This is a genomic window from Xanthomonas vasicola pv. musacearum NCPPB 4379 (genome assembly GCF_000277895.2).
Classification (GTDB): domain Bacteria; phylum Pseudomonadota; class Gammaproteobacteria; order Xanthomonadales; family Xanthomonadaceae; genus Xanthomonas; species Xanthomonas vasicola.
The window spans coordinates 922,692-938,407 of record NZ_CP034655.1; the positions used below are offsets into that span (position 1 = coordinate 922,692).

13 protein-coding genes are annotated in these 15,716 nt (G+C 64.4%); 12 read left to right on the forward strand and 1 reads right to left on the reverse strand.

From position 1 onward, the window contains the following. The first annotated feature begins 4 nt into the window (after window positions 1-4). The 11 genes from KWO_RS04255 (at window position 5) to lpxC (ending at window position 13,997) form a co-directional block, all read left to right on the forward strand. Window positions 5-1,480, forward strand: a complete 1,476-nt coding sequence (locus KWO_RS04255; RefSeq protein WP_026113174.1) for a UDP-N-acetylmuramoyl-L-alanyl-D-glutamate--2,6-diaminopimelate ligase — start codon at window positions 5-7, stop codon at window positions 1,478-1,480. Continuing rightward, complete coding sequence (locus KWO_RS04260; protein WP_017112776.1) at window positions 1,477-2,988, forward strand: UDP-N-acetylmuramoyl-tripeptide--D-alanyl-D-alanine ligase; 1,512 nt, start codon at window positions 1,477-1,479, stop codon at window positions 2,986-2,988. Before KWO_RS04255 ends, KWO_RS04260 begins: the two co-directional genes overlap by 4 nt. Further along, window positions 2,978-4,063, forward strand: coding sequence for a phospho-N-acetylmuramoyl-pentapeptide-transferase (mraY, locus tag KWO_RS04265; protein ID WP_010381776.1), 1,086 nt, complete (start codon window positions 2,978-2,980; stop codon window positions 4,061-4,063). The genes KWO_RS04260 and mraY overlap by 11 nt, the downstream gene beginning before the upstream one ends. Then, complete coding sequence (gene ftsW / locus KWO_RS04270) at window positions 4,063-5,433, forward strand: putative lipid II flippase FtsW (RefSeq protein WP_010367636.1); 1,371 nt, start codon at window positions 4,063-4,065, stop codon at window positions 5,431-5,433. Before mraY ends, ftsW begins: the two co-directional genes overlap by 1 nt. A gap of 59 nt (window positions 5,434-5,492) precedes the next feature. Beyond that, window positions 5,493-6,710: an undecaprenyldiphospho-muramoylpentapeptide beta-N-acetylglucosaminyltransferase gene (gene murG / locus KWO_RS04275; protein WP_010381764.1), complete on the forward strand. Its 1,218-nt coding sequence runs from the start codon at window positions 5,493-5,495 to the stop codon at window positions 6,708-6,710. Beyond that, window positions 6,707-8,140, forward strand: a complete 1,434-nt coding sequence (murC, locus tag KWO_RS04280; protein ID WP_010367632.1) for a UDP-N-acetylmuramate--L-alanine ligase — start codon at window positions 6,707-6,709, stop codon at window positions 8,138-8,140. Before murG ends, murC begins: the two co-directional genes overlap by 4 nt. Further along, complete coding sequence (locus KWO_RS04285; protein WP_010381761.1) at window positions 8,137-9,093, forward strand: D-alanine--D-alanine ligase; 957 nt, start codon at window positions 8,137-8,139, stop codon at window positions 9,091-9,093. The genes murC and KWO_RS04285 overlap by 4 nt, the downstream gene beginning before the upstream one ends. Before the next feature lie 112 nt (window positions 9,094-9,205). Next, window positions 9,206-10,063, forward strand: coding sequence for a cell division protein FtsQ/DivIB (locus tag KWO_RS04290; protein WP_017114943.1), 858 nt, complete (start codon window positions 9,206-9,208; stop codon window positions 10,061-10,063). Next, window positions 10,060-11,295 carry a cell division protein FtsA gene (gene ftsA, locus KWO_RS04295; protein ID WP_003485272.1) on the forward strand — a complete coding sequence of 412 codons (1,236 nt, stop codon included), beginning with the start codon at window positions 10,060-10,062 and terminating at the stop codon, window positions 11,293-11,295. Before KWO_RS04290 ends, ftsA begins: the two co-directional genes overlap by 4 nt. Before the next feature lie 309 nt (window positions 11,296-11,604). Next, window positions 11,605-12,849: a cell division protein FtsZ gene (gene ftsZ / locus KWO_RS04300; protein ID WP_010367620.1), complete on the forward strand. Its 1,245-nt coding sequence runs from the start codon at window positions 11,605-11,607 to the stop codon at window positions 12,847-12,849. A 236-nt stretch (window positions 12,850-13,085) separates the two neighbouring features. Continuing rightward, window positions 13,086-13,997: a UDP-3-O-acyl-N-acetylglucosamine deacetylase gene (gene lpxC / locus KWO_RS04305; protein ID WP_010367619.1), complete on the forward strand. Its 912-nt coding sequence runs from the start codon at window positions 13,086-13,088 to the stop codon at window positions 13,995-13,997. Window positions 13,998-14,183: 186 nt separating this feature from the next. On the opposite strand, the gene KWO_RS04310 is transcribed toward lpxC, so the two are convergent. Continuing rightward, on the reverse strand, window positions 14,184-14,630 hold the full coding sequence (locus tag KWO_RS04310; RefSeq protein ID WP_026112341.1) for a DciA family protein: 447 nt from the start codon (window positions 14,628-14,630) through the stop codon (window positions 14,184-14,186). On the opposite strand from KWO_RS04310, the gene KWO_RS04315 reads away from it, so the two are divergent. Next, entirely contained in the window at window positions 14,631-15,572 is a 942-nt protein-coding gene (locus KWO_RS04315; RefSeq protein ID WP_026112340.1) for a M23 family metallopeptidase, read from the forward strand. Window positions 15,573-15,716 lie beyond the last annotated feature (144 nt).

Genomic DNA, 15,716 nt, shown 5'->3' on the forward strand with positions numbered 1-15,716 from the left:
CTCCATGGCGCTCTCGCAGTTGCTGCCGGACGTGGCACTGCCGCACGACGTGCAGGTCTGCGGTCTGGTGATGGATAGCCGTGTGGTGGCTCCGGGCGATGCGTTCGTGGCGATCGCCGGCTTCGGTGCGCATGGCCTGGGCTTTGTCGAACAGGCGCACGCCAATGGTGCGGGTGCGGTGTTGTTCGAGCCGCCGGCTCCAAACGGTATGCCGGTCCCGGCCGATGCGATTGCCGTGCCCGGTTTGCGCGCGCGCCTTGGCGTGATGGCCGATCAATTTCATGGCCGGCCGTCGCATGCGATGCGGATGGTTGGCGTCACTGGTACCAACGGCAAGACCTCCACCGTGCAGTTGCTGGCGCAGGCGATGACGCTGCTCGGGACACCCACCGGCACGCTCGGCACCCTGGGCGTCGGTCTGTATGGCGCGGCCGTGCCGACCGGTTTCACCACGCCGCTGGTGCTGCCCACGCATGCGTTGCTGGCGCAGTTGCGCGATGAGGGTGCGCAGGCGGTGGCAATGGAAGTCAGCTCGCACGCGCTCGATCAGGGCCGCGTGGATGCCGTGCATTTCGATGTCGCGGTGTTCACCAATCTCACCCGCGATCATCTCGATTACCACGGTGACATGGCGCAGTACGGCGCTGCGAAGGCCAAGCTGTTCACCCGCGCTGGCTTGAAAGCGGCGGTGGTGAATCTGGACGATGCCTTCGGCCGCACGCTGTTCGCCTCGCTCGATCCCGCACTGCGTGCAATCGGTGTGAGCTCGCGCGCGCAGGCCGATGCCAGCGTGAGCGCGCAGGCACTGCAGCTGGACCACAACGGCATCAACTTCGCGCTGAATATCCAAGGCGAAGTGCATCCGGTGCATTCGCCGCTGCTGGGCCGCTTCAACGTGGACAACCTATTGGCGGTGGCTGGCGCGTTGTGGGCGCTGGAGATTGCACCTGCGCAGATCGCCACTGTGCTTGGCCAGTTGCAGCCGATCCATGGCCGCATGAATCGGCTCGGCGGCGCACATGGCGCACCGTTGGTGGTGGTTGATTACGCGCACACGCCCGATGCGCTGGAACAGGCATTAAGCAGCCTGCGTTCGCATGCGCAGGACCGGCTGATCTGCGTGTTCGGCTGCGGCGGCGAACGCGACACCGGCAAGCGCCCGCAGATGGCGGTGATTGCAGAACTCAACGCCGACGTGGCCATCGTCACCGACGACAACCCGCGTAGCGAAGATGGCGACGCGATCGTGGCCGATATCCTGCGCGGCTTCGCGCGCCCGGATGCCGCCATCGTGCAGCGCGACCGCGCTGCTGCGATCCATCAGGCCATCGGCATGGCCAGCGCGTCCGACATCGTGTTGATCGCCGGAAAGGGGCATGAGCCATACCAGGAAGTTGCCGGCGTGCGGCATGCCTTCGACGACGCCATCGTGGCGGCGCAGGCGCTGCTGCCGCGTACCGTGCTGGGAGTGCGCCCATGAAGCTCACTCCACTGTCGTTGATTGCGCATTGGGCCGGTGGCGAGCTGCATGGCGACGACGCCATGATCGATGCGGTCGGCAACGACACCCGCACGCTCGCCAATGGCAGCCTGTATATCGCGCTGCGCGGTGAGCGTTTTGATGGGCACGACTTTGCCGCCGACGCCGTCGCGCGCGGTGCCAGCGGATTGCTGGTGGGTCGCCTGCTGCCGGCGCTGAGCGTGCCGCAGGTGGTGGTGGAAAACGCCGAGCTGGCATTGGCGCGGGTTGCTGCCGGCATGCAGCGCGACCGCGCCACGCGCGTGCTTGCGCTGACCGGCTCCAACGGCAAGACCAGCGTCAAGGCGCTGCTGCTCTCGATCCTGCAGGAAGCCGGGCGCGTGGATGGCACCACCGTGTACGCCACGCCGGGCAACCGCAATAACGAGATCGGCCTGCCGCTGGCGGTGATTGCCGCGCCTGACGATGCGGATTTTGCGATCTACGAAATGGGCGCCGGCAAGCCGGGCGATATCGCCTATCTCACCGATATCGCGCAGCCCCATGTCGCGCTGGTCAACAACATCGCGCCTGCCCATCTTGAGCGTCTGGGCAGCTTGCTCGGCGTTGCACAGACCAAGGGCGCCATCTACACCGCGCTGCCCGCCGATGGCGTGGCCGTGATCAATGCCGATGACGCGTTTGGCATGTGGTTTGAGCAGCAGTTGCTGGCGCAGCCGGTGCAGGGACGTCGCATCTTGCGCTACGGCTTGCACATCAGTGCCGATATCACGGCGCGTCAGCTGCAACTGCAGGCTGGCGCTGCGCAGTTCACCTTGGTGACCCCGCAGGGCGAGGCGCAGGTTGCGCTGCCGTTGCCGGGCCGCCACAACGTGCTCAACGCCTTGGCGGCAACCGGTCTGGCACTCGGTGCCGGTATCGCCTTGCCGGTGATCGCGGCCGGTCTGGCGCAGGCGCATCCGGTGGCCGGTCGGCAAATTGCACAGACCTTGCCGAGTGGCGCGGTGCTGATCGACGACAGCTACAACGCCAACCCCGGCTCGCTGGATGCGGCCATCGACGCTTTGGCCGCCGCACCGGGCGACGGCTGGCTGGTGCTCGGCGACATGCGCGAGCTCGGTGCCGAAGGTGTCGCATTGCACGCCGCTGCCGGACGTCGCGCACGTGCGGCCAAGCTGCAGCGGCTCTACGCGCTGGGCGAGCTCAGCGCCGCCGCGGCGCAGGCATTTGGCGAAGGAGGCCGCGTGTTTGCCACCCATGCCGAGTTGATCGACGCCCTGCAGGCGGATCTGTTCGATGCCGCCAGCCGGGAAACACGCACACAGCAACACGCATCAGGAAATACGCAGGAACATGCAGTGATTCACCAACAGCAATCGCCGTCCACGGCCGATCTTTCGGGTGCCGCCTCCATCACGATCCTGGTGAAGGGCTCGCGCGGTAGCGCGATGGACCGCGTCGTCACCGCGCTGCTCGCATCTGCGGAGGGCGCATCCCATGCTGCTTGAGTTGGCCCGTTGGCTGCAGCAACTGGAGAGCCTGTTCGGGCTGTTCAACTATCTGACCTTCCGCGGCATTTTGGCTGCGCTGACCGCGCTGTTCCTGTCGTTGTGGATGGGCCCTGCGGTGATCCGCAAGCTCGCCCAGTTCAAGGGCGGCCAGCCGATCCGCCAAGACGGCCCGCAAACGCACTTTTCCAAGGCCGGCACGCCGACCATGGGTGGCTCGCTGATCCTGCTCACCGTCACCTTGTCGGTGCTGCTGTGGGGCGACCTGCGTAACCGCTACGTCTGGTTGGTGCTGGCGGTGATGATCTGCTTCGGTGCGATCGGCTGGTACGACGACTGGATCAAGATCGTGCGCCGCGACCCGAACGGCCTGAAATCGCGCTGGAAGTATTTGCTGCAGTCGATCTTCGGTCTAGTCGCCGGGTTGTTCCTGTACTACACCGCCGACGTCCCGGCGGCGATCACGTTTTACATTCCGATGTTCAAGTCAATCGCGCTGCCGCTGGCCGGCGTGAGCTTCGTGGTGATCGCCTACTTCTGGATCGTGGGCTTCTCCAATGCGGTGAACCTCACCGACGGCCTGGATGGTTTGGCCATCATGCCGACCGTGTTGGTGGCCTGCGCGCTGGGCGTGTTCGCGTACGCGTCGGGCAACGTGGTGTTTGCCGAATACCTGAAAATCCCGCTGATTCCCGGTGCCGGCGAGCTGATCATCATTTGCTCGGCGATCGCAGGGGCAGGCTTGGGCTTTCTCTGGTTCAACACCTATCCGGCAATGGTGTTCATGGGCGACATCGGCGCGCTGTCGCTGGGCGCGGTGCTCGGCACCATCGCGGTGATCGTGCGTCAGGAGATGGTGCTGGTGATCATGGGCGGCGTGTTTGTGATCGAAACGCTGTCGGTGATGATCCAGGTGGCCAGCTTCAAGCTCACCGGCAAGCGCGTGTTCCGCATGGCGCCGATCCACCACCACTTCGAACTCAAGGGTTGGCCGGAGCCGCGCGTGATCGTGCGTTTCTGGATCATTTCGGTGGTGCTGGTGCTGATCGGCCTTGCCACGTTGAAGGTGCGCTGATGAACGACATGTCCCGCCAAGCCACACGACTGGACGCCATCGGCGGCCGCTACGATCCGTGGCTGCTCGGGGCCGCGGCCACGCTCGCCTCGCTGGGCGTGGTGATGGTGGCATCCAGCTCGATCGAGCTGTCCGACAACCCGTTCTATTACCTGACCCGCCACCTGCTGTTCCTGGGTATCGGCGTTGGTCTGGCGTTCTGGGCGATGCGCACCGAGCTCAAGACCATCGAGCAATACAACCAGGTGTTGTTGTTGGCCTGCTTCGGCCTGCTGATGGTGGTATTCGTGCCGGGGCTGGGCAGCAGCGTCAACGGCGCCAAGCGCTGGATCAATCTGGGCGTGTCGAAATTCCAGACCGTGGAAGCGGTCAAGGTGCTCTACATCGTGTGGCTGTCCAGCTACCTGGTGCGCTTCCGCGATGAGGTCAACGCCACCTGGCCGGCGATGCTCAAGCCGCTGGGCGTTGCGATCGCACTGGTCGGCCTGTTGCTGATGCAGCCGGACTTCGGCTCGTCCACGCTGTTGCTGGCGATTACCGCCGGCATGCTGGTGCTGGGCGGCGTGAACCTGCCGCGCATGTCGATGCCGATCGTGATCGGGCTGCCGATCTTCGCCTTCATCGCGATCCTGGAGCCGTATCGCCTGCGTCGCATCACCTCGTTCCTGGACCCGTGGGCCGACCAGCTCGGCTCCGGCTATCAGTTGTCGAACGCCTTGATGGCGGTCGGCCGCGGCCAGTGGACCGGCGTGGGCTTAGGTGCATCGGTGCAGAAGCTCAATTACCTGCCCGAATCGCATACCGACTTCATCTTCTCGGTCATTGCCGAAGAACTCGGTTTCATCGGCGTCTGCGGTGTGGTCGCGCTGTATGCGCTGCTGGTCGGCCGCGCGTTCTGGCTGGGCATGCGCTGCGTGGAAATGAAGCGGCATTTCTCCGGCTACATCGCCTTCGGCATCGGCCTGTGGATCGCGATGCAGAGCTTTGTGTCGATTGGCGTCAACCTGGGCATCCTGCCGACCAAAGGCCTGACCCTGCCATTGATCTCCTCCGGCGGTTCGTCGGTGCTGATGACCTGTGTGGCGATGGGCCTGTTGCTGCGCGTGTCCTACGAAATGGATCGTGCAGAGCGCTTGCGCAGCAAGTTGTCGCCGCAGGGTGCAGCCGCGCCGCCGGCAGAGCCGGTAGTCGACGCGGTGCCGCCGGCTTACACGCCCGCGCGCAAGCCGCAGCGCGAAACTGCTGCTGCACCCGCGCCTGTGGCAGCGGCACCAGCTGCCGCGGCCCCCGTGGCACCGGCCTCTGCGATCCTGCGCGGCACCAGCCGCATGCAGCCGCGTGTGGAACCGACGTTTGGGAGGATTGCGTGAGCGTTGCTGCGCATCCCTCGCACACTCCCGCGCATCCATTCGCGGGAGTTCGCCCAGTGATGATTCTGGCGGGCGGCACCGGTGGGCACATCTTCCCGGGACTGGCCGTGGCCAAGGTGTTGCGTGCACGCGGCGTGCCGGTGACCTGGCTGGGTGCCGATGGCGCCATGGAAACCCGTCTGGTACCGCAGCACGATATTCCAATCGATACGCTGGCCATCAGCGGCCTGCGCGGCAAAGGCGTGGTGAAGTTGCTTGGTGCGCCGGTGCGGGTGATGCGCGCGGTGCGTGCCGCCGGCTTTGTGCTGCGCAAGCGCCAGCCGCGTGCGGTGATCAGTTTTGGCGGCTTTGCCGCCGGCCCGGGCGGCCTGGCTGCGCGCTTGCTTGGTGCGCCGTTGCTGGTGCACGAACAAAATCGCGCACCTGGCATGACCAATAAGGTGTTGTCGCGTTTTGCGCGCCGCGTGCTGACGGGATTCCCAGGCAGCTTCGCTGGCGAAGAAGCGGTAGGCAACCCGGTGCGCGCAGAAATCGCCGCACTGCCTGCGCCGGCGAACCGTTTGGTCGGCCGCACTGGCCCGGTGCGCGTGCTGGTGCTGGGTGGAAGCCAAGGCGCGCGCGTGTTGAATCAGGCGGTGCCGACAGCGCTGGCCGCACTCGGTCATCCGAAGGTCGACGTGCGCCATCAGTGCGGCGAAAAGCTGCGTGCCGAAGCCGAAGCGGCCTACGCGCAGGCCAGCGTCAACGCCAGTGTCGAACCCTTTATCGCCGACATGGCCGCCGCCTATGCGTGGGCCGATCTGGTCGTGTGCCGCGCCGGCGCATCCACGCTGGCCGAGTTGTGCGCCGCCGGTGTCGGCAGCGTGCTGGTGCCGTTTGCCGCCGCCGTCGACGACCATCAAACCCGCAATGCCGAATACCTGGTCGGCGCCGACGCCGCCGTGCTGCTCAAGCAGGACGACAGCCTGGCAGTGCGCTTGCAGCAGGTGTTGCAGACCCTGCTCACCGACCCGGTCCGTCGCCTGTCGATGGCCAACGCTGCACGCACCCTGGCCAAACCAGACGCCGCCGAGCGTATCGCCGACATCATTCTTCAAGAGGCCGGGAGTGGTAAATCGGGAATGGGGAATGGGCAGAGCTCAGAACAACCGCAGGAACAGACATTGATGCACGCAGACAAGCGCCCCGACCAAGTTTCCGTCGCCGCTGGCGCTCAGCTTTACACGATTCCCGATTCCCGACTCCCGATTCACACCTCCGCAGGAGGTGCCCAGTGATCCGCCGTCTGCAGGACAGTGGCGATCTGGTGCGTGCATTCCCGCGCGTGCATTTTGTCGGCATCGGCGGCACCGGCATGAGCGGCATTGCAGAGGTGATGCTGACGCTAGGCTATGAAGTCTCCGGCTCCGATAACTCTGATAACGCGGCCACGCGTCGCTTGGCCAAGCTGGGTGCGCGCGTGATGCGCGGCCACTCGGCGGCCAACGTGTTGGGCACCGATTGCGTGGTGGTGTCCAGCGCCATTCGCGACGACAACCCCGAGCTGATGGAAGCGCGCAGCCAGCGCATTCCGATCATGCCGCGTGCCGCCATGCTGGCCGAGCTGATGCGCTTCCGTCGCGGCATTGCGGTGGCCGGCACGCATGGCAAGACCACCACCACCAGCCTGGCTGCAGCTGTGCTGAGCGAAGGCGGGTTGGACCCGACATTCGTCATCGGCGGGCAACTGCTGGCCGCCGGTGCCAACGCAAAACTCGGTGGCGGCCAATGGCTTGTTGCCGAAGCCGACGAAAGCGATGGCAGCTTCCTGCGCCTGAATCCGTTGATGGCGGTCATCACCAACATCGATTCGGATCACCTGGAAAACTACGGCAACGACTTCGCCCGCATCCAGGCCGCATTCGCCGAATTCCTGCAGCGCCTGCCGTTCTATGGCCTGGCGCTGCTGTGCATCGACGACCCGGAAGTGGCTGCACTGGCCGGCAAGACGCCGCGTCATGTGATGAGCTACGGCATGAGCGAAAACGCCGACGTGCGCGCCGAAGATGTGGTGCAGGACGGTCCGCGCATGCGCTTCACGCTGCGCCTGCCGGAAGGCACCACCACGCCAGTGACGTTGGCATTGCCGGGTCGTCACAACGTGCTCAATGCCTTGGCTGCTGCCGCGATCGGCTGGCAGCTCGGCGTAGCGTCGGAAACCATTGCACGCGCGCTGGAAAATTTCGCCGGCATCGGCCGTCGTTTCAACGATCTGGGCGAAGTCACCACCAGCACCGGCGCGCGCGTGCGTGTGGTCGACGATTATGGCCATCACCCGCGCGAGCTCGAAGCCGTGTTCGCTGCAGCACGTGGCGGCTGGCCGGACAAGCGTCTGGTCGTTGCCTTCCAGCCGCACCGCTATAGCCGCACCCGCGATCAGTTCGACGCCTTCGCTGCCGTGCTCAGCACCGTCGATGCGCTGGTGTTGAGCGAAGTCTACCCGGCCGGCGAAGCACCGATTCCGGGCGCCGATTCACGTGCGCTGGCACGCGCCATCCGTGCGCGCGGCCGTAGCGAGCCGGTGGTCGTCGGCCAGATTGCCGGCCTTGCCGAAGTGTTGCCGGACGTGCTGCAAGACGGCGACCTGCTGTTGATGATGGGCGCTGGCGATATCGGTTACGTGGCACAACACATCATCAACAACGGTTTCGTCGGAGAGCAGGCATGAGCGCGGTCATCGCCAATGCCCGCATCAGCGATCCGGCCGCTTTTGGCCGCGTCGCCGTGTTGCTCGGCGGCACTTCGTCCGAGCGCGAAGTGTCCTTGAATTCCGGTAGCAACGTGCTGGAAGCGCTGCGCGCACGCGGCGTGGATGCACAGCCGGTCGATGGCATTCCAGCGTTGGCCAAGGCGTTGGTCGCGCAGCAATTCGATCGCGTGTTCAACGTACTGCACGGCCATAACGGCGGCGGCGAAGACGGCATCGTGCAGGGCTTGATGGAAGCCTTCGGCGTGCCGTACACCGGCTCGAACGTGCTTGGCTCGGCGCTGAGCATGGACAAGATCCGCACCAAGCAGGTGTGGTTGTCGCTTGGCCTATCGACGCCGCGTTACGCGCGGTTGGCCGCTGGCGCCAGCGCCGCGGAGATTCACGCTGCTGCACAACAGATCGGGTTGCCGGTCATCGTCAAGCCGGCCAATGAAGGCTCCAGCGTCGGCGTCAGCCGCGTGTTCGACCAGGCACAGCTTGAAGAAGCAGTGACCCTGGCTGCGCGCTACGACGGCGCGCTGTTGATGGAGCAATTGATCGAAGGCGACGAACTTACCGTGGCCGTGCTCGGAGACACCGCGTTGCCGTCCATCCGCATCGTGCCCAAGGGCCAGTGGTACGACTACAACGCCAAGTACCTTGCCGAAGACACGCAGTACCTGTGCCCGGGGCTGGAAGGCGATGCCGAAGCGCAGATCCGCCAGCTCGCGCTGGACGCGTTCCGCGCTGTCGGCTGCCGTGGCTGGGGCCGCGTGGACGTGATGCGCGATGGCAGCAGCGGCGAGCTGTATCTGCTGGAAGTGAATACCGCTCCCGGCATGACCAGCCACTCGCTGGTGCCCAAGGCCGCCCACCAGCTCGGCATCGATTTCGAAACGCTGGTCTGGCGCGTGCTGGAGCAGACGCTGTGATGCAGGGAATGGGGAATCGGGAATCGGGAATCGTCAACAGCGGCGCACTGTCGGCTGTCGCTTTTGCGATTCCCGATTCCCGATTCCCCATTCCCGCGTGCGGAGCATGCGCATGAACGCCACCCTGCGCATTCTGGCCTGGTTTCTCGCGCTGGCATTGGTCGCGCTGCCGGTGGTGGCTGTGCTCAATGGCTGGGTCGGTGCCGAGCGTTGGCCGCTGGCGAAGTTGCGTGTGTCCGGCGACTTCAAGCGCGTGCCCGCCGAAGAATTGCGTGCGGTGGTGCTGCCGTATGCGCGCGCAGGCTTTTTCGCAGTGAAGTTGCAGCAGGCGCAGGACGCCATCGCGCGTTTGCCGTGGGTGGAAAGTGCGCAGGTGCGTAAGCGCTGGCCGGATGTGCTGGAAGTGCACGTCACCGAGCACAAGCCGTTTGCGCGCTGGGGCACCGACCGCATGCTGTCCGAGCAGGGCCGGCTGTTTCGTACCCCGCCGCTATTGAAAGATTTCAAGTTGCCGCAGCTGGATGGGCCGGACAGCAAGACCCAGGATGTGGTGGCGCTGTACAACGAATCGCGCGCCTTGTTCGCACCGACCGGGCTAGATGTGGAGCGTCTTGAAATGGACGCCCGCGGTAGCTGGTCGTTGGGTCTGAGCAATGGCGTGCAGATTGTGGTCGGCCGCGACGATGCCCGCGCGCGCCTGCAGCGTTTCGCCCGCATATTGCCGCAGCTGGCCGATCCGCAGCGCCCGATCGCCCGCGCCGACCTGCGCTACACCAACGGCTTTACCGTCGAGCGCGTTCCTGGTGAGACGCCGCACGACAGCAAGAAGCCCAAGGGCGCCACGCCGGTCACGCCTGCCGCGCCGCCTGCGGAAGTGCATCCCGTCGCCACCCGTGTTCCGCAACGCCTGATCGATCGTCTGGCCTACGCGTTTCCGTCATTCACTCTTCAACGCAGTCTGCATACATGAATCGCAAAGGCGACAAATCCCTCATCGTTGGACTGGACATCGGCACCTCCAAGGTCGTTGCGCTGGTCGGCGAATACTCGCCCGGCAATCCGATCGAAGTGATCGGTATCGGTTCGCATGAATCGCGCGGTCTCAAGCGTGGCGTGGTGGTGGACATCGAATCCACCGTGCAGTCGATCCAGCGTGCGGTGGAAGAAGCCGAGCTGATGGCCGGTTGCGAAATCCGCTCGGTGTATGCATCGATTTCCGGCAATCACGTGCAGTGCAAGAACTCGCCGGGCATCGTGCCGATCCGCGATGGCGAAGTGACCTGGAGCGATCTGGAGCGTGTGCTCGATGCCGCCAAGGCGGTGGCCATTCCCGCCGACCAGCGCATCCTGCATGCGATTCCGCGCGAGTACGTGCTGGACGATTCGCAGGAGGGCATCCGTAACCCGGTTGGCATGACCGGGGTGCGCCTGGAAGTGCATGCGCATTTGGTGGTGTGCGCGCAGTCCGCGGCCGCCAATATCACCAAGTGCGTGCAGAAGTGCGGCCTGCAGGTCGACGATCTGGTGTTGTCGTCGCTGGCATCGTCAGTCGCAGTGCTGACCGCCGACGAACGCGAGCTCGGCGTGGTGCTGGTGGACATCGGCGCCGGCACCACCGATCTGGCGGTGTACGTGCAAGGTGCGATCTGCCACACCGCTTCCTTGCCGATCGCCGGCGACCACGTCACCAACGACATCGCGCACATGCTGCGCACGCCCACCCCGGAAGCCGAGCAGATCAAGGTGCGTTACGCCTGCGCGCTGGCGCAGTTGGCCACCGCGGAAGAAAGCATCCAAGTGCCATCGGTGGGCGACCGCCCGCCGCGCCGCATGCCGCGTCATGCACTCGCGCAGGCAGTGCAGGGCCGTTACGAGGAAATCTTCGAGATGGTGCAGGCCGAACTACGCCGGTCTGGCTTCGAAGAAATGGTGCGCGCCGGCATGGTGCTCACCGGTGGCGCCTCGAAGATGGAAGGCGTGGTGGAACTGGCCGAAGAAATGCTGCAGATGCCGGTGCGCGTTGGCATTCCGCAGCACGTCACTGGACTGGGTGAAGTCGTCGGCAACCCGGTGCACGCCTCCGGCGTCGGCCTGTTGCTGATGGGCAGCCAGATCGAACATCCGCGTCGCCCGTCGATCCCGACCGGGCGTGCGGGCAGCTTGTTCAAGAAATTGAAAAATTGGTATCGCGGCGAATTTTGACGGGCCGGGATTCGGGAGTTGGGATTCAAGATTGGCAAGAGCAAGAGCAAGAGCGAAAAGCAAAGCGTCAACGGTTGCTAAAATTAAAGTAGAGAGCGGCGAGCAGGTAGGCGGTCAAATTTTTTGCAGGCATTTGCGTCGAGGAGCAGGTGTGGTGAGTCGTAGAGCGCAACAGCGCATCAATGGCCACGCAACCCAGACCCGACTTTCAAACAACAACACTCGCCGGACGGAGAGATGGGGCGGATAACGGAGTCCTTCCGAATCCCCAATCCCACCTCCCCCAATCCGGCTTAAGAGGACACTGACATGGCACATTTCGAACTGATTGAAAAAATGGCTCCCAACGCAGTCATCAAGGTTGTGGGCGTGGGCGGTGGCGGCGGCAATGCCGTCGCACACATGGTCAACACCAACGTCGATGGCGTGGAATTCATCACCGCCAACACCGACTCGCAGGCGATCAAGAACTGCGGCGCCAAGTTGCAGCTGCAGCTCGGCACCAATGTCACCAAGGGCCTGGGCGCAGGCGCGAATCCGGAAGTCGGCCGTCAGGCGGCGCTGGAAGATCGCGAGCGCATCATGGACGCGCTGCAAGGTGCGGACATGGTCTTCATCACCGCTGGCATGGGCGGCGGTACCGGTACCGGCGCCGCACCGGTGGTGGCGCAGCTGGCCAAGGAGATGGGCATCCTGACCGTTGCCGTGGTCACCAAGCCGTTCCCGTTCGAAGGCCGTCGCCGCATGCAGGTGGCGCTGAAGGGCATCGAAGAGTTGAGCCAGCATTGCGACTCGCTGATCACCATCCCCAATGAAAAGCTGATCACCGTGCTGGGCCGCAACGCCACCATGATCCAGGCGTTTCGCGCTGCCAACGACGTGCTGCAGGGCGCCGTGCAGGGCATTGCCGATCTGATCGTGCGCCCGGGTCTGATCAACGTCGACTTCGCCGACGTGCGCACCGTGATGTCGGAGATGGGTCTGGCCATGATGGGCACCGGTTCGGCACGCGGCGACGATCGCGCGCAGGCCGCTGCCGAAGCCGCCATCCAGAACCCGCTGCTGGACGATGTGAACCTGGCCGGTGCCAACGGCATCCTGGTCAACATCACCGCCGGCCCGGACTTCACCATGTCCGAGTTCGACGAAATCGGTCGTACCATCGAAGCCTTCGCGTCCGAAGATGCCACCGTGGTCGTCGGCACCGTGCTCGACCCGGACATGCAGGACGAAGTGCGCGTGACCGTGGTGGCCACCGGCCTGAACCGTGCGGTTGCGCGTCAGACCCAGCGTCCGGATCAACGTGCGCCGATCAAGTTGGTCCGCAACGCCACCACCGGCCAGCCGGAGTTCGGCGACTTCGACACCACCAGTGGCGACGCGGTGTCCAAGGCGGTCGGCGGCAGCATGGGCCTGGGCCTGCGTCGTCCGAGCAGCGACTCAGTCGGCAGCGGCAGCAGCAACCACACCGGCGGCGGCTCCTCGGCGCCGGCGGCTGACCTGCCCAACGATTACCTGGATATCCCGGCGTTCCTGCGCCGCCAGGCCGACTAAGGAGCGTCGGCTGCGTCGCTACGGTGACGCAGCCCATCCCGCCCCGGAGTCCGCTTCGGGGTGCACTGCCATGTCATGTCATTTCTGCCGGATCGGTGCCGATCCGGCAGCTTTTGTAATGCCGTGACCGCGCGATGACAGTTTCCGTCACGCACGACTTGTTAAAATTCGGATAATCTCAGCGGATTAGACAGTCGGTTCAGCGTCTGTCTGCTTTGTTCAGCCAGACTTCGCATATGACCCAGCAACGCACTCTCAAAAACACCATTCGCGCCACCGGCGTCGGCCTGCACAGCGGCGACAAGGTGTATATGACGCTACGACCGGCTCCGGTCGATCACGGCGTGGTGTTCCGACGTGTGGACCTGGAACCGATCGTCGAAGTCCCCGCCGATGCCGAGCTGGTCACCGAGACCACGCTGTGCACCGGCCTGACCTGCAACGGTGCCAAGATCCAGACCGTCGAACATCTCATGTCCGCATTGGCGGGCTTGGGCGTCGACAATGTCATCGTCGAACTGTCCTCGGCCGAATTGCCGATCATGGATGGCTCGTCAGGCCCGTTCGTGTTCCTGCTGCAGTCGGCAGGTATCGTCGAACAGAGCAAACCCAAGCGCTTCATCCGGATCAAGCAGACGGTGGAAGTGCGCGAGGGCGACAAGGTGGCCCGCTTTGAGCCGTACGAAGGCTACAAGCTCGGCTTCACCATTGAATTCAATCACCCGATGATCCCGGCCAAGCAATCGCGCCAAGAAATCGAGTTCTCCACCTCGGCGTACGTCAAGGAAATCTCGCGCGCGCGCACGTTCGGTTTCATGCGCGACCTTGAGTACATGCGCGAGCGCAATCTTGGCCTGGGCGGGTCGATGGACAATGCCATCGTGTTGGACGAGTTCCGCGTCCTCAACGAAGACGGCCTGCGCTACACCAACGAATTCGTGCGGCATAAGATTCTGGACGCCATCGGCGACCTGTATCTGGCCGGCGGCGCCATCCTGGGTGCCTACGAAGGTTTCAAATCCGGCCACGCCCTCAACAACAAACTGGTGCGTGCGCTGTTGGCCGACCAGGCCGCCTGGGAATGGGTCAGCTTCCCGGAAGGCACCGAGCAACCGCCGGTCACCTACGCCAGCCCTGTCTACGCGTAGTGTCAGGGAATGCCCAAGTTGGCACTCAAAGTGTGAACCCTGTTGCATTTCGGGTCTGTTTTTAACATTTATTTAATACTTCCCTAACTCCCGGGGGCCACATGCCCGCTAGGATGCGTCGGGTCGTGTGCGGCCTTCGCAACTCTTTCACGCACTGGCGGCCGCTCTGGATGGGCGGTGAGGACCTTACCGCTTGGTCGGTAGGACGTCCTGCAAGGAAGCCAATGCGTCGCGCAAACCTTTGTGCGTCGCCTCGGACACGGGTTTGGGACGGTCGCGGTTCTGCTGCGTTGGGGAATGCAGCGGCACGGTTGCGGTCTTGATGGTCACTGCGGTGGCCTTTAGTCCGATGGATCGGGCTGCATCCAGGATTTGGGTTTCGGCAAGCCGCACCTTGGCATGCCAGACCGGCGAATCCACCAGAAAAACGAGCTGTTCGCCTCGGACATTGGCTAACCGGCAACGGGTGGCCAGATGAGGTGGTAACAGGGGGCGCAACTGCCGGTCCAGCGCATCGAGCCACAAGGCTCGGCGCAAGGGGTCGCCAGCCTTTTCCCCCAACGCGGCCTCGATGGCCGGTTGTGGAGCGGAAGGGTTGCGTGCGTTGGACTTGGGCTTGGACATGACACTCATATGGCGTTGAATAAAGTAGTAATCAAATCTCGACAGACCCGGGCGCAGCGTGTGGCCCGACAGTTACAGGGCTTTGCAGCAGATCGGCCGATGGTGGTGCTTGGTGCGGTACTGGGCCTGGGCATGCTGGTTGGCGTCGGTGCAAGCACCGCTACCGGCATGGTGACCAATTCCGCGCTGCAGGCCAAGGTTGCGCAGCAGCAGGCTGAGCTGGCCCAGGCGCAGCGCGCCTCGCAGGCGCAGGTCAATGCACTGGCTGCCCGTCTGGGCGAGCTGCAGGCGCAGGCCACCCGGCTTAATGCCTTGGGCGAGCGCCTGACCGAAATGGGCAGGTTGAAGGACGGCGAGTTCGACTTCGACGAGCCGGTCGGCGTCGGTGGCGGCGACGAGCCGGTCAGCGACATGCCGGTGAAAGAGCTCAAAGAGACGCTAGGGCAAGTGGAACAGCAGTTCTCCGCCTCCGGCCAGCAATTGAACGTCTTGGCCTCGCTGATGTTTGATCATCAGCTCGAGCAGAATTCGGTGCCGTCGCGGATGCCAATTCGCAATACCTACATCACTTCGGGCTTCGGCGGTCGCGCCGATCCGTTCGACGGTGGTTCGGCCTTCCACAAGGGTGTGGACTTCCACGCCAACGTGGGCGACCCGGTGATGGCGGTTGCCGATGGCGTGGTCAGCTACGCCGGTGTGCGCGGCGGTTACGGCAATGTGGTCGAAGTGGATCACGGCAACGGCTATGTGACCCGCTACGCGCACAACTCGCGCCTGGTGGTGAAGGTGGGCGATCTGGTGCGCGCCGGCCAGCAGGTGGCGCGTGCCGGCTCCAGCGGTCGGTCCACTGGCGCACACGTGCATTTCGAGGTGTGGGCGGACGGGCGCGTGGTTAATCCGCGCAAATTCCTGGGCGAAACCACGCCGGTGGGACGTCAAGGGCGCGGTTGAAGAAGGCGCGGGCCGCGCTTGATTCGTGAAGGCCCGCCCCAAGCTACAATAGGGTGTTGCCATCGACAGGGCGCAGTGCGCCCTGTTTCGTTTACGGCGGTCGGGTCTGTGGGGACCGGCGTCGGTCAAACCGTTCCTTTTCAA

Coding starts and splice junctions, on each gene's coding strand:
- KWO_RS04255 (WP_026113174.1), top strand. CDS start 5: ATGGCGCTCTCGCAGTTGCTGCCGGACGTGGCACTGCCGCACGACGTG.
- KWO_RS04260 (WP_017112776.1), top strand. CDS start 1,477: ATGAAGCTCACTCCACTGTCGTTGATTGCGCATTGGGCCGGTGGCGAG.
- mraY (WP_010381776.1), top strand. CDS start 2,978: ATGCTGCTTGAGTTGGCCCGTTGGCTGCAGCAACTGGAGAGCCTGTTC.
- ftsW (WP_010367636.1), top strand. CDS start 4,063: ATGAACGACATGTCCCGCCAAGCCACACGACTGGACGCCATCGGCGGC.
- murG (WP_010381764.1), top strand. CDS start 5,493: ATGATTCTGGCGGGCGGCACCGGTGGGCACATCTTCCCGGGACTGGCC.
- KWO_RS04285 (WP_010381761.1), top strand. CDS start 8,137: ATGAGCGCGGTCATCGCCAATGCCCGCATCAGCGATCCGGCCGCTTTT.
- KWO_RS04290 (WP_017114943.1), top strand. CDS start 9,206: ATGAACGCCACCCTGCGCATTCTGGCCTGGTTTCTCGCGCTGGCATTG.
- ftsA (WP_003485272.1), top strand. CDS start 10,060: ATGAATCGCAAAGGCGACAAATCCCTCATCGTTGGACTGGACATCGGC.
- ftsZ (WP_010367620.1), top strand. CDS start 11,605: ATGGCACATTTCGAACTGATTGAAAAAATGGCTCCCAACGCAGTCATC.
- lpxC (WP_010367619.1), top strand. CDS start 13,086: ATGACCCAGCAACGCACTCTCAAAAACACCATTCGCGCCACCGGCGTC.
- KWO_RS04310 (WP_026112341.1), bottom strand. CDS start 14,630: ATGAGTGTCATGTCCAAGCCCAAGTCCAACGCACGCAACCCTTCCGCT.
- KWO_RS04315 (WP_026112340.1), top strand. CDS start 14,631: ATGGCGTTGAATAAAGTAGTAATCAAATCTCGACAGACCCGGGCGCAG.